The organism is Roseburia hominis (assembly GCA_040702975.1).
Classification (GTDB): Bacteria; Bacillota; Clostridia; order Lachnospirales; family Lachnospiraceae; genus Allocoprococcus; species Allocoprococcus hominis_A.
This window is the reverse complement of record CP159990.1, coordinates 52,046-75,075: the sequence shown is the minus strand read 5'-3', so window position 1 is coordinate 75,075 and position 23,030 is coordinate 52,046. Positions and strand designations below refer to the sequence as shown.

Annotated in this window: 21 protein-coding genes and 1 pseudogene; 15 read left to right on the top strand and 7 right to left on the bottom strand. The window is 46.7% G+C overall.

The genetic code is table 11. The features are described 5' to 3' along the window. Positions 1-172 precede the first annotated feature (172 nt). The 4 genes from ABXS75_00320 (at position 173) to ABXS75_00305 (ending at position 2,987) form a co-directional block, all read left to right on the top strand. On the top strand, positions 173-1,309 hold the full coding sequence (locus tag ABXS75_00320; GenBank protein XCP85290.1) for an aminotransferase class V-fold PLP-dependent enzyme: 1,137 nt from the start codon (positions 173-175) through the stop codon (positions 1,307-1,309). Between the two features lie 88 nt (positions 1,310-1,397). Continuing rightward, positions 1,398-2,495 carry a YedE family putative selenium transporter gene (gene yedE, locus ABXS75_00315; protein ID XCP85289.1) on the top strand — a complete coding sequence of 366 codons (1,098 nt, stop codon included), beginning with the start codon at positions 1,398-1,400 and terminating at the stop codon, positions 2,493-2,495. A 52-nt stretch (positions 2,496-2,547) separates the two neighbouring features. Beyond that, complete coding sequence (locus ABXS75_00310) at positions 2,548-2,751, top strand: sulfurtransferase TusA family protein (protein XCP85288.1); 204 nt, start codon at positions 2,548-2,550, stop codon at positions 2,749-2,751. Beyond that, positions 2,751-2,987 carry a DUF3343 domain-containing protein gene (locus ABXS75_00305; protein ID XCP85287.1) on the top strand — a complete coding sequence of 79 codons (237 nt, stop codon included), beginning with the start codon at positions 2,751-2,753 and terminating at the stop codon, positions 2,985-2,987. The genes ABXS75_00310 and ABXS75_00305 overlap by 1 nt, the downstream gene beginning before the upstream one ends. 208 nt (positions 2,988-3,195) lie before the next feature. On the opposite strand, the gene ABXS75_00300 is transcribed toward ABXS75_00305, so the two are convergent. Then, positions 3,196-3,783, bottom strand: a complete 588-nt coding sequence (locus ABXS75_00300; protein ID XCP85286.1) for a TetR/AcrR family transcriptional regulator — start codon at positions 3,781-3,783, stop codon at positions 3,196-3,198. Positions 3,784-4,026: 243 nt separating this feature from the next. Here ABXS75_00300 and yqeC point away from each other — a divergent pair, with 243 nt between their 5' ends. Beyond that, complete coding sequence (yqeC, locus tag ABXS75_00295) at positions 4,027-4,707, top strand: selenium cofactor biosynthesis protein YqeC (GenBank protein XCP85285.1); 681 nt, start codon at positions 4,027-4,029, stop codon at positions 4,705-4,707. Positions 4,708-4,844: 137 nt separating this feature from the next. Here the strand turns inward: yqeC and ABXS75_00290 are convergent, their stop codons facing one another. Continuing rightward, positions 4,845-5,306 (bottom strand): hypothetical protein, encoded by a 462-nt coding sequence (locus ABXS75_00290; GenBank protein ID XCP85284.1) that lies wholly within the window; start codon positions 5,304-5,306, stop codon positions 4,845-4,847. Positions 5,307-5,611: 305 nt separating this feature from the next. On the opposite strand from ABXS75_00290, the gene ABXS75_00285 reads away from it, so the two are divergent. The 3 genes from ABXS75_00285 to ABXS75_00275 all read left to right on the top strand — a co-directional run bounded on the left by ABXS75_00285 (position 5,612) and on the right by ABXS75_00275 (position 9,491). Beyond that, entirely contained in the window at positions 5,612-7,012 is a 1,401-nt protein-coding gene (locus tag ABXS75_00285) for a nucleobase:cation symporter-2 family protein (GenBank protein XCP85283.1), read from the top strand. A 625-nt stretch (positions 7,013-7,637) separates the two neighbouring features. Continuing rightward, complete coding sequence (locus ABXS75_00280; protein ID XCP85282.1) at positions 7,638-8,900, top strand: hypothetical protein; 1,263 nt, start codon at positions 7,638-7,640, stop codon at positions 8,898-8,900. Positions 8,901-9,017: 117 nt separating this feature from the next. Further along, a complete protein-coding gene (locus ABXS75_00275; GenBank protein XCP85281.1) occupies positions 9,018-9,491 on the top strand; it encodes a MazG family protein in 474 nt (157 codons plus the stop codon). Between the two features lie 464 nt (positions 9,492-9,955). Here ABXS75_00275 and ABXS75_00270 read toward each other — a convergent pair whose 3' ends face one another. Next, positions 9,956-10,288: a hypothetical protein gene (locus tag ABXS75_00270; GenBank protein XCP85280.1), complete on the bottom strand. Its 333-nt coding sequence runs from the start codon at positions 10,286-10,288 to the stop codon at positions 9,956-9,958. Positions 10,289-10,538: 250 nt separating this feature from the next. Between ABXS75_00270 and ABXS75_00265 the strand changes: the two genes are divergently transcribed. The 6 genes and pseudogenes from ABXS75_00265 (at position 10,539) to ABXS75_00240 (ending at position 16,802) form a co-directional block, all read left to right on the top strand. Beyond that, on the top strand, positions 10,539-11,558 hold the full coding sequence (locus ABXS75_00265) for a Gfo/Idh/MocA family oxidoreductase (protein ID XCP87206.1): 1,020 nt from the start codon (positions 10,539-10,541) through the stop codon (positions 11,556-11,558). A 16-nt stretch (positions 11,559-11,574) separates the two neighbouring features. Beyond that, on the top strand, positions 11,575-12,369 hold the full coding sequence (locus ABXS75_00260) for a Type 1 glutamine amidotransferase-like domain-containing protein (GenBank protein XCP85279.1): 795 nt from the start codon (positions 11,575-11,577) through the stop codon (positions 12,367-12,369). Positions 12,370-12,970: 601 nt separating this feature from the next. After that, positions 12,971-14,350 (top strand): aspartate--tRNA(Asn) ligase, encoded by a 1,380-nt coding sequence (gene aspS / locus ABXS75_00255; protein XCP85278.1) that lies wholly within the window; start codon positions 12,971-12,973, stop codon positions 14,348-14,350. Positions 14,351-14,482: 132 nt separating this feature from the next. Next, positions 14,483-15,598, top strand: a complete 1,116-nt coding sequence (locus tag ABXS75_00250) for an SEC-C metal-binding domain-containing protein (GenBank protein ID XCP85277.1) — start codon at positions 14,483-14,485, stop codon at positions 15,596-15,598. Between the two features lie 5 nt (positions 15,599-15,603). After that, positions 15,604-15,968: pseudogene (locus tag ABXS75_00245) on the top strand (MGMT family protein). Positions 15,969-16,142: 174 nt separating this feature from the next. Beyond that, positions 16,143-16,802, top strand: a complete 660-nt coding sequence (locus tag ABXS75_00240; GenBank protein ID XCP85276.1) for an SEL1-like repeat protein — start codon at positions 16,143-16,145, stop codon at positions 16,800-16,802. Between the two features lie 171 nt (positions 16,803-16,973). On the opposite strand, the gene ABXS75_00235 is transcribed toward ABXS75_00240, so the two are convergent. The 4 genes from ABXS75_00235 to ABXS75_00220 all read right to left on the bottom strand — a co-directional run bounded on the left by ABXS75_00235 (position 16,974) and on the right by ABXS75_00220 (position 19,990). Next, positions 16,974-17,288 (bottom strand): DUF6618 family protein, encoded by a 315-nt coding sequence (locus tag ABXS75_00235; GenBank protein XCP85275.1) that lies wholly within the window; start codon positions 17,286-17,288, stop codon positions 16,974-16,976. 19 nt (positions 17,289-17,307) lie between these two features. Beyond that, the gene (locus ABXS75_00230; GenBank protein ID XCP85274.1) at positions 17,308-18,114 is read right to left on the bottom strand and encodes an AAA family ATPase; all 807 of its coding nucleotides are present in this window, start codon (positions 18,112-18,114) and stop codon (positions 17,308-17,310) included. Further along, complete coding sequence (locus tag ABXS75_00225; protein XCP85273.1) at positions 18,114-19,382, bottom strand: DDE-type integrase/transposase/recombinase; 1,269 nt, start codon at positions 19,380-19,382, stop codon at positions 18,114-18,116. The genes ABXS75_00230 and ABXS75_00225 overlap by 1 nt, the downstream gene beginning before the upstream one ends. Before the next feature lie 89 nt (positions 19,383-19,471). Beyond that, a complete protein-coding gene (locus ABXS75_00220; protein XCP85272.1) occupies positions 19,472-19,990 on the bottom strand; it encodes a DUF6431 domain-containing protein in 519 nt (172 codons plus the stop codon). Positions 19,991-21,102: 1,112 nt separating this feature from the next. Between ABXS75_00220 and metG the strand changes: the two genes are divergently transcribed. Next, a complete protein-coding gene (gene metG, locus ABXS75_00215; protein XCP85271.1) occupies positions 21,103-23,028 on the top strand; it encodes a methionine--tRNA ligase in 1,926 nt (641 codons plus the stop codon). The last annotated feature ends 2 nt before the right edge of the window (positions 23,029-23,030 follow it).

The following is a 23,030-nucleotide window of genomic DNA, read 5'->3' as shown; positions in this document are numbered from 1 at the left end:
AGACAAGAAATATAAATCCCCTTCATTTATAGAATCCATCTATAAATGAAGGGGATTTATTATGCTTTTCAATTAGACGAGGGGATATCCAGGTACTATACTAAGAGTAGAATTGATGGAAAAATTTTGTTTATTTTATATCTTAGGATATCAGGTTAAAGAGGAGAGGGATATGATTTATTTAGATAATGCAGCGACAACGATGCAGAAGCCGCAGGTTGTGATCGAAGCGGTAACGGCTGCCATGTGTTCTATGGGAAATGCAGGACGGGGAGCACATGCGGCGTCGCTTGATGCATCGCGGACGATTTATGATGCCAGAGAAAAGCTGGCATGTTTTTTTCATGCGGTAAGCCCGAAGCAGATTGCGTTCACGTCTAATTCGACGGAAAGTCTGAACACGGCTCTAAAAGGAGTATTGGAGCCGAAGGATCATGTGATCACGACGATGCTGGAACATAATTCTGTTCTGCGCCCGCTGTACGAATTGCAGGAAAAAGGGGTGGAGCTGAGCATTATTAAGAGCAATCGCCAGGGCACGATAGACTATGACGATTTTGAGAAGGAGATCCGGGAGAATACAAAGGTGATTGTGTGTACGCACGGTTCAAATCTGACCGGTAATCTGGTGGATATCGCGCGGGTCGGGGAGATCGCACATAGGCATGGAATCCTGTTTGTGGTAGATGCCTCGCAGACTGCGGGGGTATTTCCGATTGACGTACAGAAGATGCAAATCGATATTTTATGCTTTACCGGACATAAGGGGCTGCTGGGACCGCAGGGAACCGGCGGGCTGTACGTGCGGGAGGGATTGACTCTGCGACCGCTTAAGTCCGGCGGCAGCGGCGTGCAGACTTACAATAAGAAGCACCCTTCGGAGATGCCGACGGCTTTGGAGGCCGGAACCTTGAATGGACATGGTATTGCGGGACTGGGAGCTGCGATCGGGTATCTGATGGAAATAGGCATTGATCAGATTCGTGCCAGAGAGCAGGAACTTATGACCAGATTTTATAATGGGGTGAAGGATATTCCCGGCGTGAAGGTATACGGCGATTTTACGACGACAGACCGCTGTGCCATCGTGAGCTTAAATATCGGTGATTATGATTCTTCAGAAGTGAGCGATGAGCTCCTTATGACATATGGCATTTCCACAAGACCGGGGGCGCATTGTGCACCGCTTATGCACGAAGCCTTAGGGACGGTGGAGCAGGGAGCGGTGAGATTCAGTTTCTCACATTTCAACACGGATGAGGAAATAGAAACTGCCATAAGGGCAGTGAGAGAACTGGCAGAAGAATAAGATTTTTTAGATGGCGTGAAAACAAAATGAGAGGGTTAAAGCGAACAAAAGAATTGCCCTTCTGCCGAGAGAAAAAGGAGGACGTAACATGAATTTATCAGATTCAAAGAAGAAACTTGCGCTTGCCGGCGTGGTGTGCGGATTAGTAGCGGCTTGTCTGGCATACTTTGGAAACCCGGCAAACATGGCATTTTGTATTGCCTGCTTCGTGCGTGATATGGCGGGTTCCTTAGGAATGCACCAGGCAGAGGTGGTACAGTATGCGAGACCGGAGATTATCGGTCTGATCCTTGGAGCATTCATCATTTCCGTAGCAACGAAGGAGTATCGTTCCACAGGTGGTTCTTCACCGATGATCCGTTTCGTGCTGGGAATGATTATTATGATTGGTTCCCTTGTATTTTTGGGCTGCCCGCTTCGTATGGTGATCCGTATGTCCGCAGGTGACTTGAATGCGTGGGTTGCGCTGATCGGATTTATCCTGGGCGTATCCACAGGAGCTTTTGCACTGAAGAAAGGCTTCAGCCTTGGACGTGCGCATGAGACGAACAAAACAAGTGGCGCCGTGCTTCCGGCTATCATGGTCGGAATCCTGATCCTTGCTACCTGCACCACACTCTTAAAGGCAAGCCAGGCGGGACCGGGAAGCATGCATGCTCCGATCATTATGTCCCTGATTGGCGGCCTGATTTTCGGCGCATTTGCACAGAAATCCAGAATGTGCTTTGCCGGAAGTATCCGTGACGTTGTTTTGATGAAGAATTTTGACCTGCTCAGTGTAATCGTCGGTCTGTTTGTTGTTATGCTGATCTTCAACGCTGCGACGAACAGGTTCGTGTTAGGCTTTAACACACCGGGAATCATTGCACACTCCGAGCATTTGTGGAATATTCTTGGCATGTATGCAGTTGGCTTTGCAGCAGTTCTGGCCGGCGGCTGTCCGCTTCGCCAGCTGATCCTTGCAGGACAGGGCTCCTCTGATGCGGCAGTGACTGTTCTGGGCTTGTTCTTCGGCGCAGCACTTTGCCACAACTTTGGACTTGCAGCAAGCGGAACAGCGATTAATGCCGAGACAAAAGAACTGGTCGCAGGCGCAGTATCAACGAACGGAAAAGTGGCTTGTATTATCTGTATTGTAGTCTTGTTCGTAATCGCATTTACTAATAAGAGAGAGTCTGCAAAATAGGTCTGGTCATTTAGAAAACAATATGCTATTCTAAGAAAGAAGGTAAAATAATATGAAGGAAGTAGATGCAAGAGGACTTTCCTGTCCGGAACCGCTGATGATGACTGCTGAGGCGCTAAAAAGCGCGAAAGGGCCGATCAAGGTGCTGGTAAGCGAAGCACACCAGAGAACCAACGTGGAAAAGTTTGCAAAAGACCGCGGAAAGAAAGCGACCACCACAGAGAAGGGCTCTGAATTTGAAATTGTGATTGAATAATGAGACAGAAAGAATTAAAACTGGTAGTGACCTTCCATACGACTGCCGATGCGATGGCGATGGAGAAGGCCTGCAAGGAGCAGAACGCTCCGGGCCGTCTGATTCCGGTGCCAAGAGCGATCTCCGCAGGGTGCGGCCTGTCATGGTGCGCAGACCTTGCCGATAAAGAGGTTCTGAAACAGGTGATGAGCGGTATCGGAGTCCAGGAAGAGGACATGCATGAGTGCATGGTGTAGAGAGGCAAATATTCCGCTGCTTGTTGAGGGCGATTTGACTCATAAGGGTATTCATAAAAAATACAGTAGCGAAGCAGGAAATGTGTTTCGTTACTGTATTTTTATTTGCCAGGCATATCTGAAGTATGGTCTGTTGGCCATTATTTGGCTATTATGTGTGCCTTAGTAAAGATTCGGCGAATCTTTAATTCGTTTTCATACTAACGATTTAGAATCCTTCTCTAAACTGATCCAACACATGGGGAAGCAGCTTGTCGCTGTACTCTGTCAGGGAATACCGCCCTTTGCAGAGCGCCCAGTCGTAGAGAAGTGCCCGCTCGTACATGGCGTAAATCTTAAGCAGCTCCTGCGGCGTGCTGGTGTCCTTGAACTCCCCGGAGCTAATCGCCTCGGTGATCGTCTCGGTGAGCCAGGTAAAATAATATCTGTCGCTTTCCAGAAGAGAGCGTTTATCTTTGGTCACGAGCTGGGAAGAATATAAGGAGGCCAACAAATTCACGTCAATACTGGTCTCGATCATATAAAAAAGCTCGTGATTAAAATACAGCAGTTTATCGTAGGCGGAAAGTCCCGGGTCGACCACCCCTGCCAGTTCTTCATATTTGTCATCGAACAGGTAGGACAAGGTATTGAGCAGAGCTTCTTTTCCCTTAAAATAATGGTAGAAGGTCCCCTTGGAGGTCTTGGACGCAGCAATGATCTCATCTACCGTGGTCTGGTCATATCCATGTTTATAGAATAAATTCCAGGCAGCCTTGATAATACGGCTTTTGGTGGAACGGCGTTTCTTTGGCATTCATAAATCCTCACTTTCTATAATTGCAGTTAAAAAAACGGAGATCGGAATTAAGATTACAGGTCTGCATACGATCCCATATTCCCATTATAACATAAAACATATGGAAGTCATAGAATATTTAACTTTTAAATAAAGTGTGAAAAATGAAATAGATACCGAGGGTTTACAGGGGAGAGAAAAACATAGTATACTGCATGGTAGTAAGAAAAATATCCGGAATGTGATTGGAATGAGGGAATTATGGAAATGCAGAAGTTTTCGCTGGCAGATAAGTTGCGCATCAGACTAGAGCAGCATCGTATCATTAGTGTAGTGGGCGCCGGGGGTAAGACAACGCTGATTTTCGAACTGGCGCGGGAATTGCAGGAAAGAGGGGCATCTGTGGCAGTGACGACCACAACACATATGGCAGTAGGAGGAAAGTACGGGTTTGAGCCGATTGGGCTACCGTGTGGAGATGGAAAAATTAAGGGGATTTCCCGGGAATATCCGGTAACACTGCGGAAGAGCTACGACGTGGTGCTTGTAGAGGCCGATGGCAGCAGGAGGCTTCCGTTTAAGGTTCCCGCGGAGCATGAACCGGTGCTGCCAGTGGAGACGGATTTGGTGATCGGCGTAGCTGGATCCGGTGCCGTCGGGCAGACATTTGCACAGGCGTGTTGCAGGTACGAGAGAGCCTGTGAATGTCTGGAATGTGGGAAAGAAGAGGTGATCACGCCGTCTCATCTGGTGCGTGCACTTACTGCGCCCTGGGGGCAGAAAAAATGCGTCGTATGTGAGTATCGATATGTAGTCTCGCAGGGAGATCTGCTTTCACAGGAACAGCAGCGGGATATTTTTGATGCGGCGAGGACATGGGGAGAGGGGAAGGATTTGGGAGGGATTCTTTCGGTAAAGGCTTGGTGGTATCGCGAATTGTAGATGAGATGTATATAATATAAATGAAGGTCCGTCGGACCTTCATTTATACTATTCATGTTGCTATGCATATCTGAAATAAGATTCAGTGGACCTAACGTTGGTTGCCAAGCATACCTGAGTGAACGTCCAGTGGACGTTCATCTCGGTTCTGCTTCCATTTCCTTGATGAGCTTGAGAATTGTTTCAAGAGTCAATTCCAATTCGTCTGCAATTGTTTCCGGAGATTTGTTTTTTTGAAGTTTCTTTTTTATCATATCCTGGCGTTCGATTTTGCGCCCTTCTTCACGTCCTTCTTCACGTTCATAATACTTTTCTTCCCAAGCCTGCATATACTTCACTCCAATTTCTTCGCTGAGTTCTGTATTATAAACAGAATTCCCCTCATCCATAGAAAATACGTCCATGCGGATTGAACGACTGAGCGGTGACACTCGTAGTTCCTTTTCTGTTTCGACCTTGCTGAGCAACGGAATGTTCCTGCCGAAAATAATACTAAGTGCATCCTGGTGTGCCTGTGGGTCATCCATCACTTCGTCGAATAGAAACCGACTGGTGAGGTTCAGGTCTTTCAGCGGTATGATATTTTGTTTTTTGTGCATATATTCTCCTTTAGTTTATCATAATTTTCTGGTGTGTAACAGATAAAAGTAGAAAATTATATGGTCATAGTTACCCCTCCGTTCTTTAAAATGCACTTCGATCTGGAGATAATCTGGCGGAACGCCATGAAGTTGTGAACCCATTAATAATTGAATTTCTTGCAAGTGTATTAATCATATACCTAAAAAGTTTAAATTACAAGATGTAATTTTGTCAAAAAATCTAAAAATATTCTGTACAAATCTTCCAGGATAAGGTATACTTCTAGCGTTGAAAAGAATGCAAAAAAAGGAGAGAGCAAAAGATGAATCAGTCAGAGAACAAAGGAGCAGAATTTGACTTCTATGGAAAACTTTCGCTTAAGAAAGCGATCCCTCTGGGACTTCAGCATGTGCTTGCCATGTTTGTGGGCAATCTGACCCCGCTTCTTATTATCACCGGTGCCTGCGGCATGGGTGTGGGAAGCGAATTCGCGGATCTGCAGGTGGATCTTCTGCAAAATGCCATGCTGATCGCCGGTATTGTGACACTGGTACAGTTATATTCCATTGGACCGATTGGAGGTAAGGTGCCGATCATCATGGGAACCAGTTCAGGATTTATCGGTGTATTTAACAGTGTAACACAGGTGATGGGAGGCGGCGTACTTGCGTATGGCGCGATTATGGGCGCATCCATTATCGGAGGACTTTTTGAGGGCGTTCTGGGATTTTTGCTGAAACCGCTGCGTCGTTTCTTCCCGGCAGTCGTGACAGGTACGGTCGTGTTGTCCATTGGACTTTCACTGATCGGAGTCGGCGTGAATTCCTTCGGCGGCGGAAATACGGCAAATGATTTCGGCTCAGTCGAGAATCTGGTTCTGGGAGCGATTGTGCTTCTGGTAATCGTAGCGCTGAAGCACGGCACGAAAGGCATGACCAGCGCGTCATCGATCCTCATCGGTATTATCGTAGGATATATTGTTGCGGCGATCATGGGGATGGTGCTTCCGACTACTGCGGTAAATGCAGATGGAGTGGAGTACACGAAAGCATGGGTGCTGAATTGGGATAAGGTGGCACAGGCAAGCTGGTTTTCTGTCCCGAAACTTCTTCCGGTGAAACCGGTATTTGACATGCGGGCGATTCTTCCGGTCCTGATTATGTTTATCGTGACCGCGGTGGAGACTGTGGGAGATATTTCCGGTGTAATGGAAGGCGGAATGGAAAGAGAAGCGACGGACAGCGAGCTTTCCGGCGGCGTAATCTGCGATGGCATTGGTTCTACCTTCGCAGCCCTTTTTGGGGTATTGCCGAATACTTCATTCAGCCAGAATGTAGGTCTTGTCGCTATGACGAAGATCGTGAATCGGTTTGCGCTGGGAACGGGAGCGATTTTCCTGATTCTGTGCGGGCTTCTGCCGAAACTTGCGGCGCTGGTATCCATCATGCCGCAGAGTGTTCTGGGCGGTGCGGCCGTTATGATGTTTTCCTCTATCGTAGTCAGCGGTATCCAGCTTATTACGAAGGAACCGATGAATACAAGAAGCATTACGATCGTTTCTGTAGCACTGGGACTTGGCTATGGTATCGGCTCCAGCAGTGGAATCCTGGCACATTTGCCGAATGGAATCCAGCTTATTTTCGGAGGTTCCGGTATCGTTCCGGCGGCACTTATGGCGCTGGTGCTGAATATCGTGCTTCCGAAGGAGACACAGGCAGAATAGGCGCACGAATTGGAGCATGGGAAAATAAAGTGATGCGTAATTGTGTGACCGGCTAAGGAAATTTTAAATAGGGAAACCCCTGAAAATGTTGATGAAATAAGCATTTTCAGGGGTTTTTTGTTGCCATTTTTTTAGTTTATCAAAGGTTTCAGGTACACAACAGATAAAAATAGGGAAATTATATGGTCATAGTTATGGTTATCCCTCCGTTCTTATAAGCATACTTTGATATGGAAATAAACTGGCGAAACGCCATAGATTTGTGATCCTTTTTATCATTCAGATTTCTTGCAAGTGTATCAATCATACACCGGAAGAGTCAGCAATTCAAGAACTATTTTATCGTGTGAAATGAAAAAGTAAATTTGGTATACAAAGTAAATTTTAGTTTTTCATTTCCAGAGTTATTAAAGGGGAAGTAGAATTTACTTTTGCAATTTAGGAGTTATTAAAGGTAAAATGTGCTTACTTGACAGAGCGGCGTCTCCACTGTTATGATTACTTTCAACAATAGTGAGGAAGTGGGAAAGAAGAAGGGACAAAAAAGCGATGATCAGCGCAAAGGAACAGTAGGAACAGGCTGCAGCGGTGCTGATACAGCTCATTACCCATCAAGGAGAGGCGTATGAAAAATAAGATATGGGAAATATTGTCTATTGTTGTTGTTATTTTAGCCTTGTCTGCCGGTGCAGTAATCGGCTTTACATGGAAAGCGTATCGGGAACCATTTATTATCGGCTCAGCGCTTGCCGTAGATCATTTGGAACAGCCGACAATAGAAAATGTCACCAGGCAATGGTTCGCTGAATGGGTGAAGGATCATACAGGCTGGAAAGTTCCGCCCGCCTACCGGGTGAAAGAGGCGCAGATTATTTCGTTGGAGGAGCTGGCGAAGGGGTATATTGAAGTACATTACCGTGTGACCATATCGGGTTGGAGCCGAAAGGTGGTAAGCAATCTGAATCTCATCAGTACGGACGTAAAAAATGAATATGAGGGCCAGTGGGTCCTGCAGTGGAAGCGGGGCGCAAAAAGGTGGCAGATAATAAAGGTCATGTCGCCGGTGCAATATCAGATGCAGACACCCGAATTTGCGGAGGAAGCAGAAGAAATACAGACACAGCATTTTGCGTATGACAAGGAAAAAGAGCAGTCTTATTTTGTCCAGGACAAAAAGCTATATGTGACCTATGACAGGGGCGAGACCCTCATCGAGGTGCCGGAGGCGTATGAGGCGGTCTGCGGGACGCCGAACGGGACATATGACGAATATTTATCGGATAACAGTTATTTGGTCACTGAAGAGCTGACGGCTTTTGTCGGGTATCAGAACCAGAGGACCATATTGATTTATAGTGTGGATCAGGGGAAAAATTGGAGTCAAAATGTGATTTATCCGGGCGGCTATCGGGCAAATACGTTTTTATCGAAAACGGAGAAGTATTGTTATGCGAGTTTCGCGCTGGACCGTACGGGCGGCAGCGATTATTATGGAAGCTTTCGGTCGGCGGACTTTGAGAACTGGGAGAGTGTTCCGGTGCCACAGGATCTGTTTTCCAATGCGACCTGCGTGTTCTGGAAAGATGACAATACGGGATACTACGGAAAAGGGGAGGGGTATTATCTGACCCGGGACGGCGGTGCAATCTATGAGTCGTGCAATCTGCCGCAAAATGACGAGATTATCGCACGTCTGGGATACAATCCTTACGATTCCCTAGAGAGTATGTATCAGAAAAATGGCATCGTATATATGGTGATTGGTCAGGGTGATGATGGCGATTATGCGGAAAATGGGAAGTTGTTAAGGGCGCTTTATCAATCTGAGGATGGGATTCATTTTACATTTGTAGAGGAAAATGTTGATACCATGGAAGAGGCCGGGTAAGGTCATGTTATGAGAGAATGATTTTGGAGTTGTCGCAGAGTATTTGAGGCTATCGCAGAGTAGTTTGCGGTTTTTGTAGAGAGATTGATGAACATATTCAGACAGGAGATGAGAATTATGACAGAATTAGAGAAATTTCAGGAGGTTATTGCGCGGCTTCGGGCCAAGGACGGGTGTCCCTGGGATCGTGAGCAGACCCACTCCAGTTTGAAGGCGGCCTGCATCGAAGAGGCAGCGGAGGTCATCGGGGGAATTACGATTTTGGAGAAGACCGGAAATCCGGATAACCTGAAAGAAGAGTTGGGGGATTTGCTGCTCCAGGTGGTGATGCATGCGCAGATTGCGGAGGAAGAAGGTCTTTTTACCTTAGATGATGTGATTCGGGGAGTATCCGAGAAGATGATCCGGCGCCACCCGCATGTATTTGGAGAGGAGACGGTTTCGGATTCCGGTGAGGTCCTGACCAAGTGGGCGGACATTAAGCAGAAAGAAAAGACAGGGAAGGAGTGGATGGGGAACTACCTTCCCAGGGCATTTGATGAAGCGAGGGAACTGATAGACGCAGCGAAAAAGAGGAAAGGGATGTTGTAAAATAGAAAGGTTAGGTATCGGCTTTTCCCTGTAGATTTCTGTAAAGGCTCGTTAAAAATGAGGGGTTAATTTATATAGTAATCCCGGATACTATATGCTATAATTCTCGTAGTCAGTGTAGACAGTATGGGGATAGTCCTGGTTCCCTTTTCGGAAACGGAAAGGGGGTTGCTATGAATACGTTGGAAATTTTGACGTTGCTCTTGGTTGTATTTGCAGCTTTGACATACATAGATAATCATAAAGACCACAAATAGACAGAGAAATGGCTATCCCCTACCGCAAATAGGGGATAGCCGGTGTAACTCGTTAATACGTTTGCATTAGTTTCCGTCTGGGGTAATGGGGACAATCCAATATCTCCGTTACCTTCTACACTGATTATAAACTATCCACTTTGCTTTTTCAAGTGGCAAGTTTTGAAAGTGAAATAGCGTTTTGTTACCGCATTTTTAAATAAAGAATTAATTTTTGGGGTCTGCACCCTGCAGATTTCTCAAGGCGCAGCTTTGGGCTTCTATTTGGGCTTTTAATTCAAAAATCAGGCGGCATTGCTGCCGAATATCCGCAGAGCGTTCCTCGCATTGTTGTTTAATACGATTTAAACGACTGGCATACAGGGACACGCTGCGGTTTTTTGTATCCTTTTCCTTCAGCATTTCTTCTTCCAGAAGCGCTTTTTCATACATTTTCTCGACTGTTTCCAGTTGTTTCAAAAGTTCAAGTATCTTACGCAGGTATTCATTATAGATTTCTATGCGATGGCGTTCTTCTAAAGTATTTAGTATTTGTTCCATAGGGGCCTCCTAAATATTTGATGTTAAGTGTCCACGAAAGAGCGGAACGCTCCCCGGTGGTGTGTTGCTGAATGTTTAGTATAATTGTAGTATAGCGGAAAATGTGGAGGAAGTCCATCAGTTGATGCGTAATGGGATTGGGAATGTGCCGACATATTGCTGATAGATTAATAGGAGCAGGATTTACAGTATATTTTTAACATGCTAGAATGTAGGCAGGAGGCCTTCGTGACAGGCAGAATGGAGAAGAATTATGAAAGTAGGAATTATTGGCTGTGGAAGAATCGCACAGGAAAGGCATATACCGGAATATGATGCGAATGTAAATGTAGAAATTGCAGGCTATTATGATTTTCATTTTGACAGAGCCTGTGCGCTTGCAAATCAATATGGTGGGCGCGCATTTGAGACACTGGAAGAATTGCTGAAAGATAAGAATATAGATGCAGTGAGCGTATGTGTGGCAAATAGCGCTCATGCAGAGGTCAGTATTAAGGCATTGAACGCAGGGAAGCACGTATTGTGCGAGAAGCCTATGGCGGTTACGCTTAAGGAGTGCATCGATATGGTGGAAGCGGCGGAGAAAAATGGAAAAAAATTGATGATTGGGCATAATCAGAGATTTGCAAAAGCGCATGTCAGGGCGAAGGAGCTCATTACGCAAGGAGCAATAGGTAAGGTTTTGACATTTAAAACTACATTTGGGCATGAAGGACCGGAAGTGGGATGCGCAAGCGGGGGAGCGAACAACTGGTTTTTTGATAAGAAAAGAGCAGGAATTGGGGTAATGGCGGATTTAGGAGTGCACAAAACAGATCTGATCCAGTATTTACTGGATACGAGGATTGTTGAAACAATTGCAAAAATCACTACATTGGACAAACGAGACCCGGAAGGAAATTTGATAGGAGTAGATGATAATGCAATCTGCATTTATACACTGGAAAATGGCGTGGTCGGAACGATGACGGCAAGTTGGACTTATTATGGGGAGGATGATGATTCAACTTGTATTTATGGGACGAAAGGTATTATGAAGATTTATGAGGACCCGTGGTATGCGATTTCTATCAGTACAAAGGAAGGAGAGAATATTTTCTACGATATAGATCAAAACCAGGGAAAATCAGGGATTATTGACGCCTTTGTGGAGGCTGTTATGGAGGATAAGAGACCTCAGATAGATGGAAAAGATGTGTTGAATGCGATGAAGGCAGTGTTCGCAAGCGTCGAGTCCAGTGAGAAGAATATGCCGGTCAGGATAAGGTAGGAGGGGATGAAAAGTAATGTTGAAAGAGGAAGAAGGAATGGGCAGAGTCGTATTTCTTACAAGCAATCCGGGTGGTTCGTATAAGGAGGAGGGGCGGCGGGTCGCCTGTGAGCTGGATAACAGGAATCAATTTGTGGATAAGTTGAAGAATATTTGGAAAAGCGGTGCAAAATGTTTGCTTATCAGTTCAAATCCTGCTGCGATAGAGGTGAATGATGGTATGCGGAGCATTTTGCGGGAGGCTTTTGAAATGAGTGGGCTACCGGCAGCTTCCATGGAGGTCTGGGACGATAGGAAGCGGGAAGAGATGGGAGAGAAAGTCTGCAATTTTGATGTGCTGATTCTGGCAGGCGGGCATGTGCCTACGCAGAACCATTTCTTTCGGGAAATCGGGCTAAAAGGCAGGATAGCAGGATATGAGGGGATTGTGATCGGAATCAGTGCAGGAACCATGAACAGTGCGGAGGTGGTCTACGCGGCACCTGAGGAGGAAGGAGAGAGTGTTGATGAAAATTATCAAAGATTTCTTCCGGGTCTGGGACTTACGGAGGTGATGATTCTGCCGCATTTTCAGATGTTAAAGGATTGCATGCTGGATGGAAAAAGTGTTTTGGAGGATATTATTTACCCGGATAGTGCGGGGAAAACTTTTTGTGCGCTGCCGGATGGGAGCTATATTATGATTCGCGATGATGAAAATGGTGGAAAACCGCAGGTATATGGGGAAAGCTATTGGATTTGTGATGGGGCGTGTACGCAGATTTGTTCAGACGGGGAAAGCCGGGAGTGGGAGATGGCAAGAGGAGAATAATTAGAAAATAGCCTTGCAAAGTTTTCAAAACAATGCTAATATAATACCTATTCCTAAAAGAAAGGTAAGGGCTGGTTTCAAATGATGCATAATGTTTGCTTAACTAAGCTGAACAGGGACGACGATTGACAGCACTTGCGGCTGAGTGTTTTACAGGCGCAAGTGCTTGACGCGTTGTGCCTGTGTGGAAAAATAGAACACCTGATGCCGGGCATGAACCTGGTATGATGGCGGGAGACCACACTGGTAGAGAGTTGAATATATACCCGTGTGGTTTTTTATTGCCGTTTTATATGAATTTCCTATTTATAAGGAGGTGCGGAGGCGTGCTGGTTCGGAAATCATACCCAAGGGCATCCCGCATGGCCATTCGGCTGTTTCATAAGGTATACCCAAGGGCATCCCGCATGGCCATTCGGTCGTTTCACAAGGTATAGTAAGTTGGCAGGAAAATCAAGAATGATGTGCCATACGGGAACCGGGAAGGGAAGTGATTGTATGGGACATAGAGACGATGTCCTTAGAGATATAGTGCAGGTAATATACTGCAGTTTACAAATGTTCGTTGAATATATAAATATATCTCAGGAGGATTACCAAAATGGAAATGGAAGAAATCAAGGTTATAAATAGAACGGCAGGGAATGTTTTAAGTACAAATGTCCGGGAGCAGTGCGTCTCGCCAAGAGAGGTTGAGGCGGAGGAATTAACACAGTATATCGGTCATACCGTCAGAATTCACGGAAGCATTTACAAAGTCCGGAAAATGAGCGGTTTTGCCTTCGTGCTTCTTCGGACAAAACGGGAAATCGTGCAGTGCGTGTACAGTGAAGAGTACACGGACATTTCTCTGGAAAAGCTGGTGCAGGAGAGCTGCGTAATCCTTACGGCAGCCGTTGTTCCGGAAGAAAGGGCGCGAGGCGGATATGAGCTTCAGATTAAGGACGTGGAGATTTTATCGGTCCCGGAGGAGGCCTCACCGGTAGTGATCAACCAGAAAAGGGTAGATACTTCGCTTGAACATTTACTGGATTATCGGCCGGTTACGCTAAGAAATGACAGGGAGCGGGCAATTTTTCGCATTCAGGCAGGGTTATGTGAGGGATTTAGAAGGTATCTGGTCCAGGAGAGATTTACGGAGATTCATACGCCGAAGATTGTGGCGGCAGGCGCAGAAGGGGGAGCAAATATTTTCCGTCTGAACTATTTTGGAAAGGAGGCGTATCTGGCGCAGAGTCCCCAGTTTTATAAGCAGATGATGGTGGGAGTTTTTGAACGGGTCTTCGAGATTGCACCCGTGTTTCGCGCAGAAAAGCATGACACATCGCGGCATTTGAATGAGTATACCAGTGTGGATTTTGAGATGGGGTATATCAGGAATTTCGAGGAGATTATGGAGATGGAGACCTGTATGATACAAAGTGCTCTGGCATACTTGAAGGAGAATTATAGCAGGGAGCTGGAGCTTCTGCATGTGCGCGTACCGGAGGTGAGGAGCATCCCGGCGCTTCGGTTTGCCGAGGCTAAGGAGTGGGTCGCAAGAGCGTATAATAGAAAAATACGGGATGGGAAGGATTTTGAACCGGAGGAAGAAAAGCTGCTCTGTGAGCTGGTGAAGAAGAAAACGGGAAGCGAGTTTGTGTTTGTGACTCATTATCCCAGTGAAAAAAGACCGTTCTATGCGATGGACGATATGGAAAATCCGGAGGTGACGTGCAGTTTTGACTTGTTATTCAGAGGGCTTGAGGTGACTACCGGAGGGCAGCGTATTCATGAGTTTCCCGGGCAAATAGAGAAAATGAGGAAACGCAGCATGAATGTGCGGGATTTTGAGAGTTATTTGATGGCGCACAAGTGTGGACTGCCTCCGCATGGAGGTCTGGGGCTTGGGTTGGAACGTTTTACAGCAAGGCTTCTTGCGATGGAAAATGTGCGGCTGGCCGCGTTGTTTCCGAGGGATATCAGCCGGGTAGTGCCATAGAGGAGGGCGCTTGTTTTGACCGTATTTCTCAATAGTCATAAAAGCATAGCCATAATAAAACAGCTGTGTTAGAATGGAGGTTAGAAGAGAATAACACACTGTTTGAAATACGCGGACAGGAAAGGACGACAGATGGAAAATGAAAGGTTAAAAAGTACGATTGTGGAAGTGGTAGAGAATCAGCTCGGCATGGAGGAATGCACCTTTGTGAAGGAGGCTTACGAGGAACTCCTTGACCGGGGATACAGCGAGCGGCAGGCCAAGGAGAAGATCGGCGCAGTTCTCCTTGAAAATATGTACGATATGCTAAACGGGAAGAGAGAGTACGATGAGAAAGAGTACCGCAGACAGCTTGAAGCTATGTTGGATGAGGATTTCCTTAACGGGGACAAGTGGGACCGGGAATTATATGCGGACGAGGAAGACATCTGGAAAGGTGTGAGAAAGGGCCTTGATGAAGGGCAGAGGTTCTATGACCGGCATGAGATGGAAAAATGTCTGACAGCATGGCTGCCTGTGTGGGAGCGTGTCAAAAGAAATGTGGCCAATGCGTATAAGAAACCGGAACTGTTCGAAGTAGATGAGGCGACAGATTTTGAGTATGAATTTGAGGAATGGCTGCAGGATATGACCACGGCTTATTTTGTGGCTGGAAAATTTGAGGAATTGATTACATTTTGCAAAGAGGTGAAAGAGACCTTTGCGTGGAAGGAGACAGCCCCGAACGCATTTAATGCTGAGATTGGAAAAGCGCTTCTGGCCCAGAAAAAACTGGAGGAAAGTGACAGATGGTTTGAAGAGTGGCTTGCGAGGGAACCGGACAATTTTGAGTGTGCATATGAGAGCGCACTGCATTGGATGGCAAGAGAGCAGAAGGATAGGGCGCGGGAAGTGATCGTGAATGTTCTGGAAGGCGTGGAATGCGATTATAATACGCAGGATTGGTTCATGCGCGCGGGTATTCTGCTAGAGTCACTTGGAGATGAGGAAAAAGGGAAAGATTATAAGAAGAAAAGTGATGAATTTTTCCGGAAGATGTTAGAAGATCCGCTCACGTATGGTCCGGAAGATACCTGGGAGGATGAGGATTCCTATCCGTTTGGGGATTATTTTGACGGTGGTTTTATGGATTATATGGAAGAGCATGAAAAGCAAAAACCAATCGTGAAGGATAAGAAAATTTATCCGAATGATCCCTGTCCCTGCGGTAGTGGAAAAAAGTATAAGAAATGCTGTGGGAGAAAATAAGACACATGGATTTTTATAAACGTTTGGAATTGGTATGCCAAAGAATTCCCCGGGGAAAGGCTGCAACCTACGGAAGCTTGCCCTTCTTTGTGGGAAACCGAAGAATTCCCGGCAGGTGGGATATGCTTTGAGGAAGAACCTGGCGGGGGAGGCGACCCCTGCGCACCGGATTGTGAACGCCTCCGGAATTCTGAGCGGGGTCGACGCTTTTGAGACGCCGGATCTGCAGAGACTGCTTCTTCAGGGAGAAGGGATTGAAGTAAAGCAGACTGAGTCAGGGTGGAAGGTGGACTTAAAGAAGGATGGCTGGAAGAACACCCTGGCTGATGCCAAAGAACTGCGCGAGATGTTTGAGATGCTGGGGATATAAGTTCTAGTTAGGCGGGAGGTCTAAAATTGGGGACAAGCATTTGCCATATATTGAATTCCAGCCTAGACATGACAATCAGACTGAAGACATAGTAAATGGAATAAAGAAACGTCTGGCTGAGAGTCGGTGAGGATATTTTGGCAGATATTACGTACTGAATTAGAGAGGAAAGCTATGAAAAATAATAAAAAGCTAAAGGAATATCTTCCGACAGTCTTAATTGAAATAATAGTTGTTGGCATCAGTGCATGTTTAACGCATTACTTTACGTTAAAAGAAATGCAACAAGATTATGATAAGATGACTACATATGAATTGCTATATGAAGCATACCTGGAACATAATGCGGGTAATTTTGGAAATTGTATAAATATTTACAAAATAGAAAAGGTTGAAACCAATCCAGAAGCAATAAATAATATGGCATATATGTATTATAAAGGATTAGGAATTCATGCGGATGTCGAAAAAGCTAGAACATTGTTTAAAGAAGCCTATGAAACAGATTCTAAATATATTGATGGTATTGTTGGTATAGAGATTATATGTCCCAAAGATATTACTGAGACAAACGAGTGGGTAAATATTGCGCTGAGAGAAAAAAATGAACAAGTGCAAAGGTTTGTAGACGTACTTTTAGGTGAAGTATATCCAGATAAGAGCTTAAACAGTCAAGATTATTTGAAACTGTCAACAAAAGAACAAGTGGAGTTACTTGAAAGTAGTTTGACAACAGAATATGAATGGAATAAAGATACTATTGAGGATACGTATTTCTATTCATATGTACCAGGTGCGGATTATATGTTGGACGGCAAATTGAAGGAGACATAAACGGCGAATTATTTTTCTGATTTTTATCCCGTTGACTGCGCAGTGCAACCTGCAAATGCATTCTTCTATCAAAAACGCGGCACGCTGTTGGCAACAGGGAGACTGCTCTGAAATACAAAGAGCTGTGGAATCCATTGTGGGATCCACAGCCCATGTAAAATTCGTAATCTTTCAAATATTATCAGCCAGGGCAGGCAGATACACCAGGGCGGTGGCCACGGTTACTGCGTCTACCTTCCGCATCAGACTGCGGAGCCTTTCTTCGTTCCAGAAGATATCGGAGAAATCAGATAATTCGCACCCGATATCATGGTTGGGGATGCACAGGTAATTCCCATATTTATGCCGCCCGGCAAGGATGTGGAAGTAAGTCCCTCTCCCGCTGATTTCTGCTTCGTACTGGCCGGGAAGTTTCCGCAGCAGCGTAAGTTTTCCAGTCCAGCATTCTTTCCGTGAACCGTGCCTGAGAATACAGGTGTATTCCATAAACAGTACCCCTCCTTCCTTAGCCGAGGTTCTGGCTGCTGACGGAAGCCAGGATGACCTCTGTATCAATGACCTTCTTTTCCATCTGTGCCCCAAGTGTCAGCGCGTTGGTCATCAGGTTATCAACAAGCCTGGGACTGCCCTGGGAGTGGCTGTGGACAGCACACAGGGCTGCATGGTCAATAATGGAGGAAGCTCCGCCAGCACAGGCGATCTTGTGGAGGACATACTGCCCGACTTCCGAATCGGAGAGCCCGGAGAAGTTATAGTGGACGGTAACACGCTGCCGCAGTGCCTCATGGACGGGCTTTTTGAGCGTATTGTTCAGATGGGGCTCCCCACAGAGTATGAGAGTAAAGCAGTTGAGGGAATCATAGCCGTAATTCATGAGCATCTTGATATCCTCCAGAATGCCGGTAGAGAGATACTGTGCCTCATCGATGGCAAGGAGGAGGGGCTGCTTCTTTTCACGGTAGAGATAGAGGACCTGCTCCTGGATCGCCCGGAACATGCCGGGTTTGCCGCCTTTGGGTTCTATACCAAGCGTAGAACAGAACTGGCGGTAGAACTCCATGACACTGACGGTAGAGAGGCAGAGATACTCCATGTGGTAAAGATTCGGGTTCAGGCTTTTGGCAAAACAGCGCAGTGCGAAGGACTTGCCCATGCCGGGGCGTGCGGTGAACAGCCCGATGCCCCTGGTATCCTTGAGGTAGTCCAGCCGTGAGAGCATCTCCGAGATGTCTTTCGAGAGGAAACGGTCCTTCTCAGAGGCCATCTGTTTGTCAAAAGGGTTGAAGGCCAGCCCATAGTAAGTGCGGAACATCAGCAGGCACCTCCTATCTTTGAATAATCAATAGAAGGGGTGTTGTTACGTTTTGTCCTGCAGTTTTCATTTTTATCTGTCGGCCGGATGGGATAATGCTCCCCCTCATAAAGGATGTAGGCAGAGGACATATCGTCGGGAAGGAAGCGGATCTCAACTTTGGATGAGATGAACTGCATGGGGACGTCATAGGAGACCTTGTCGATGGAGACAGTGGAATCCTTATTCACCTTCCTGTTGATGCGGTTTAAGAAACATTCCTCCAGCCATTCCCTGGACTTTGGCATCTGTATGGCACAGCGCGTCTTCTGGTAACGTTCCATGGGGGTACAGCCGATGCCGGAATGCATGGAAGTATTGTAGGTGCGGATATAGTCCCGCAGGAGGGAATTGAACTGTGCCAGGGACGTGATGGAATCCATGTCCAGCGTATAAAGCCAGGTCTCCTTGAATGTCCTGAACTGGCGTTCGATCTTGGCCTTGCTGGCGCCGTCCCGCACTTTTGTATGAAGGAGGACCGTGCCGATGGAGCCGCAGATCAGGGAGAGCTGTTCATTTGAGTAGCTGCAGCCATTGTCGACATAGAGTTTCGCCGGAATGCCGTGGGAGGCAACTGCGTTTTTTAAAACTTTCTGGAAGTTATAGGCGTTATCGTTATAAAAAAGGCCGCCGCCCACCAGGAAACGCGAGTGGTCATCAATGATCATAATGCAGTAAACCCTCCTGCGCTGCCCGCCTTCCGTGATATAAGGGAGGTAACAGGTATCCGCCTGCCACATTTTCCCAAAGGCATCTTCCTCAAAAGCTTTCCTGTCCCTCATAGATGGATTGCGCGCCGACTTCAGGTCATGCTTTTTCACGAAGCGCTGGACGGCGCAGACGCTGACAGAGGCGGGGATAAAAGCTTCCTCCACAAGATGGCGGTGGATCTGGGTTGCGTTTAAGCGTGGGAAAGCCTCTTTCAGCCGGTAGATCTCTTCAATGGCCGTGTCCGGCAAGGCGCGTGTGGAGCCTTTGTCGGAACGTTCCCGGGGCATGAGCGCGTCAATGCCGCCATTCTGGTAAAGAGAGGCCCACTTGCTGAGGGTCTTGGGGCTGTACTGGAATACAGAGCCGTCAGGCAGGGTGAGGGGTTTTTCCGTTACCCGCTGGTAATAGGCGTTTCTGGACGCATCCGGATAAAGGCCATGGATGACCGGTGCAATGAGTGCGAGCCGGAACTGTGCCATAGCAGATGCGTCTGAAAAGTTTTTGGTGTTGTAATGCATAAAAAAATCCTCCTTTACTGTTTTCTATCAGCATATAGGAAGAACAGCCTGGAGACCATCCCTGTGTTATGTGGTGTCTGGGAAACGGTTCAGGGGCCGAACTGCTGTTGGCAGTAAGCCGCCGGATTTCTGTGGGACTGGAGGAAGGAGACAGAGAAGCGGCGGACAAAACCGGATGCAAAGCCGGAATAAGCGGGCATCCGAAAAAGGCCTTTCAGGAAAGAGAGGCCGGAGGACTCCCTGGAAGAGAGAAGGCCCAGCCACTCTTCCTTCTGCTTTTTGAACAGGGAAAGCCAATGGTAGAGCTGGTTTTGGTTAATACAGAAGCGTGCGCAGATTTTTTCTACGGAAGCAAGCCGAAGGAAATATTCCGCCAGGACACGGAGGATAAAGAAAAGGCCGTAGGAGGAATAAGGGATGATGAAATCCGGAAGGATGGCATGGGTATGGCCGCAGGAACAGACAAGGCGCAGGATACAGAGGCTGTGCCAGACAGGCTTTCCACCAACGAAATCAGCCAGGGAACGTTCATAATAGGCATGGACGGAACAAGCTCCCTTTGCCCCACAACAGGGGCAGGTCTGTAGTTCAGGCCGGAAACCGTCCATGAAGGAGTCAAAAAGCTTTTTTGATGAAGATTTTATACGAATTAACTTGCAAAACAGGGAATTATTTCTTATCATAATAAATGTCAGTGATGCCAAAGCCTCATGAGTGGGACATGATCCCGTATATGGCAGGTATGCTGGTGTATGAGAGAAAGAACGAACTGTAGGAGGGGCTGTTCTTTCTCTTTTTTGTTCCATAAAAACTATACTGGAATAGAGCAGGATGGTCAAGATAAAAGTGTGCTGTTTTTTACTGCACGCTGACATAGATAATAATTAAATGTTGAGATTTTAATTTGCTGTATTTGTGCAGGAGACAGGAACTTTAATTTGCTGGCTGACAGATTATATTCGAAAGGAAAGGATAGGGACATATAAAGCTGACAAAAGCTACCAGCCACTTTATGGGAATGTTAGATATAAGTTATATAGAAGGAAAAGCTTTAAATATGCTACAATTATGAGCGAATCAATAGAATGGAAATATACTCCATTTGAAGAAAATGATAAATAAAAAAAAGAGGGAATTATATCATTCTGTTCAATCAGGAAACTGCTGTTTTGTTAAAATAAAAATAAGGGGAAGCTAAAAGCAAGGAGGCTCTTGACAATCGACCTTGCAGTGTGATACGATTTTTTACAGTTCAATAAGAAAACGCAATGACGAAGAGAGTAAGCCTTTTGGAACTTTACAGAGAATTCCCATATGCTGAGAGGGATAAGGAAAGAATGGCTGAACATGGCTTTTGAGCAGCGCACTGAACATGGAAGGCGCCCTGGGTGTCAGGTATATTTGGGGAGTACATTTGTTTCCATGCAAGGCTGCGATGGGTCCGCCCATTACAGCGGGGGAGTGTTAGAGAGCATTCTGACACTTGTCGAGGCTTTTGTCCGCGAGGGCAGAGGCGAAGTAGAAGTGGTAACACGGATATCACCCGTCTTCTTAAAAACAGGAAGGCGGGTATTTTTCGTGTTAGGCTAAAGCCGTGCGTTTGCCGGAAAAGGACAGCGGTGTATACATGCATCGGCGGGCCATTTGCGGCAAACATAGGGCGCAGCCCGCGACTTGGCAGCTATGCTGCGAAGGCAGCACGGCAGAATTAAGGAAAACAATGAGAAAGAAGGAGAAAAACATGGCTGACAAACCAAAGTATTACATTACCACTGCGATTGCCTATACATCAGGCAAACCGCATATCGGAAACACTTACGAGATCGTACTGGCGGACGCGATCGCGCGTTATAAGAGGAGCCAGGGATACGATGTATTCTTCCAGACCGGAACGGATGAGCATGGTCAGAAAATCGAACTGAAGGCAGAAGAGGCCGGAATCACCCCGAAAGAATTTGTGGACGGCGTTGCAACGGAAATCAAACGTCTCTGGGATCTGATGAACACCTCCTATGACAAATTTATCCGGACGACCGACGATTACCATGAGAAAGAAGTACAGAAAATTTTCAAAAAACTGTACGATCAGGGTGACATTTACAAAGGATATTATGAGGGAATGTACTGTACTCCCTGTGAGTCCTTCTTCACGGAATCCCAGCTTGTAGACGGCAAATGTCCTGACTGCGGGCGCCCGGTGCAGCCGGCAAAGGAAGAGGCATATTTCTTCAAGATGAGCAAATATGCAGACAGACTGATCGAGCACATCAACGGCCACCCGGAATTTATCCAGCCGGTATCCAGAAAGAATGAGATGATGAACAATTTCCTGCTTCCGGGACTCCAGGATCTTTGTGTATCCAGGACCTCTTTCAAATGGGGAATCCCGGTAGAGTTCGATCCGAAGCATGTAGTTTACGTGTGGCTTGACGCGCTGACCAACTATATTACCGGAATCGGTTATCATTGTGACGGGGAGAGCGAGGAGCGGTTCAATAAGAACTGGCCGGCTGATCTGCATTTGATCGGAAAGGATATCATTCGTTTCCATACGATTTACTGGCCGATCTTCCTGATGGCGTTGGGACTTCCGCTTCCGAAACAGGTTTTCGGACACCCGTGGCTTCTGCAGGGCGATGGCAAGATGAGCAAATCCAAAGGAAATGTTCTTTACGCGGACGAATTGGTAGATTTCTTCGGCGTAGATGCAGTCCGCTATTTTGTACTGCATGAGATGCCGTTTGAAAATGACGGTGTGATTTCCTGGGAACTGATGGTAGAGCGTATGAACTCCGACCTGGCGAACACACTTGGAAATCTGGTAAATCGTACCGTTTCCATGACGAATAAATATTTTGGCGGAATGGTGACGGATAAGGGCGTGACCGGCGAGGTGGACGCTGACCTCAAGGCTGTTACCGAAAATACGCCGAAGCTGGTAGAGAAGAAGATGAACGACCTACGCGTGGCAGATGCGATCACCGAGATTTTCAATCTGTTCAAACGCTGCAACAAATATATCGACGAGACGATGCCGTGGGTACTGGCAAAGGACGAGGCTCAAAAGGACCGCCTGGAGACGGTTCTCTGGAATCTGATTCAGAGCATTTCTGCCGGTGCGCGCCTTCTGGAATCCTTTATGCCGGAGACTTCAGAGAAGATCCTCGCTCAGCTCGGCGATGGCCACGTAACCGATAAACCGGAGATTCTGTTCCAGAGATTGGACGTCAAGGAAGTGCTGGCAAGGGTAGAAGCGCGTCACCCGGCAGTGGAAGAAGAGCCCGAGGAGGAAGAAAATGTCATCGACATTGAAGCAAAATCGGAGATCACGTTTGAGGATTTCGGGAAAATGCAGTTCCAGGTAGGTGAGATCATTGCCTGCGAGGAAGTGAAGAAGTCCAGAAAGCTCCTCTGCTCTCAGGTGAAGATCGGCAGCCAGGTAAAACAAATCGTATCCGGAATCAAGGCACATTATACCGCGGAAGAGATGGTCGGCAAGAAGGTCATGGTTCTGGTGAACTTAAAACCGGCGAAGCTGGCAGGCGTACTTTCGGAAGGAATGCTGCTCTGTGCGGAGGACGCAGACGGCAATCTGGCGCTGATGACGCCGGAAAAAGAGATGCCGGCCGGAGCGGAGATCTGCTAGGA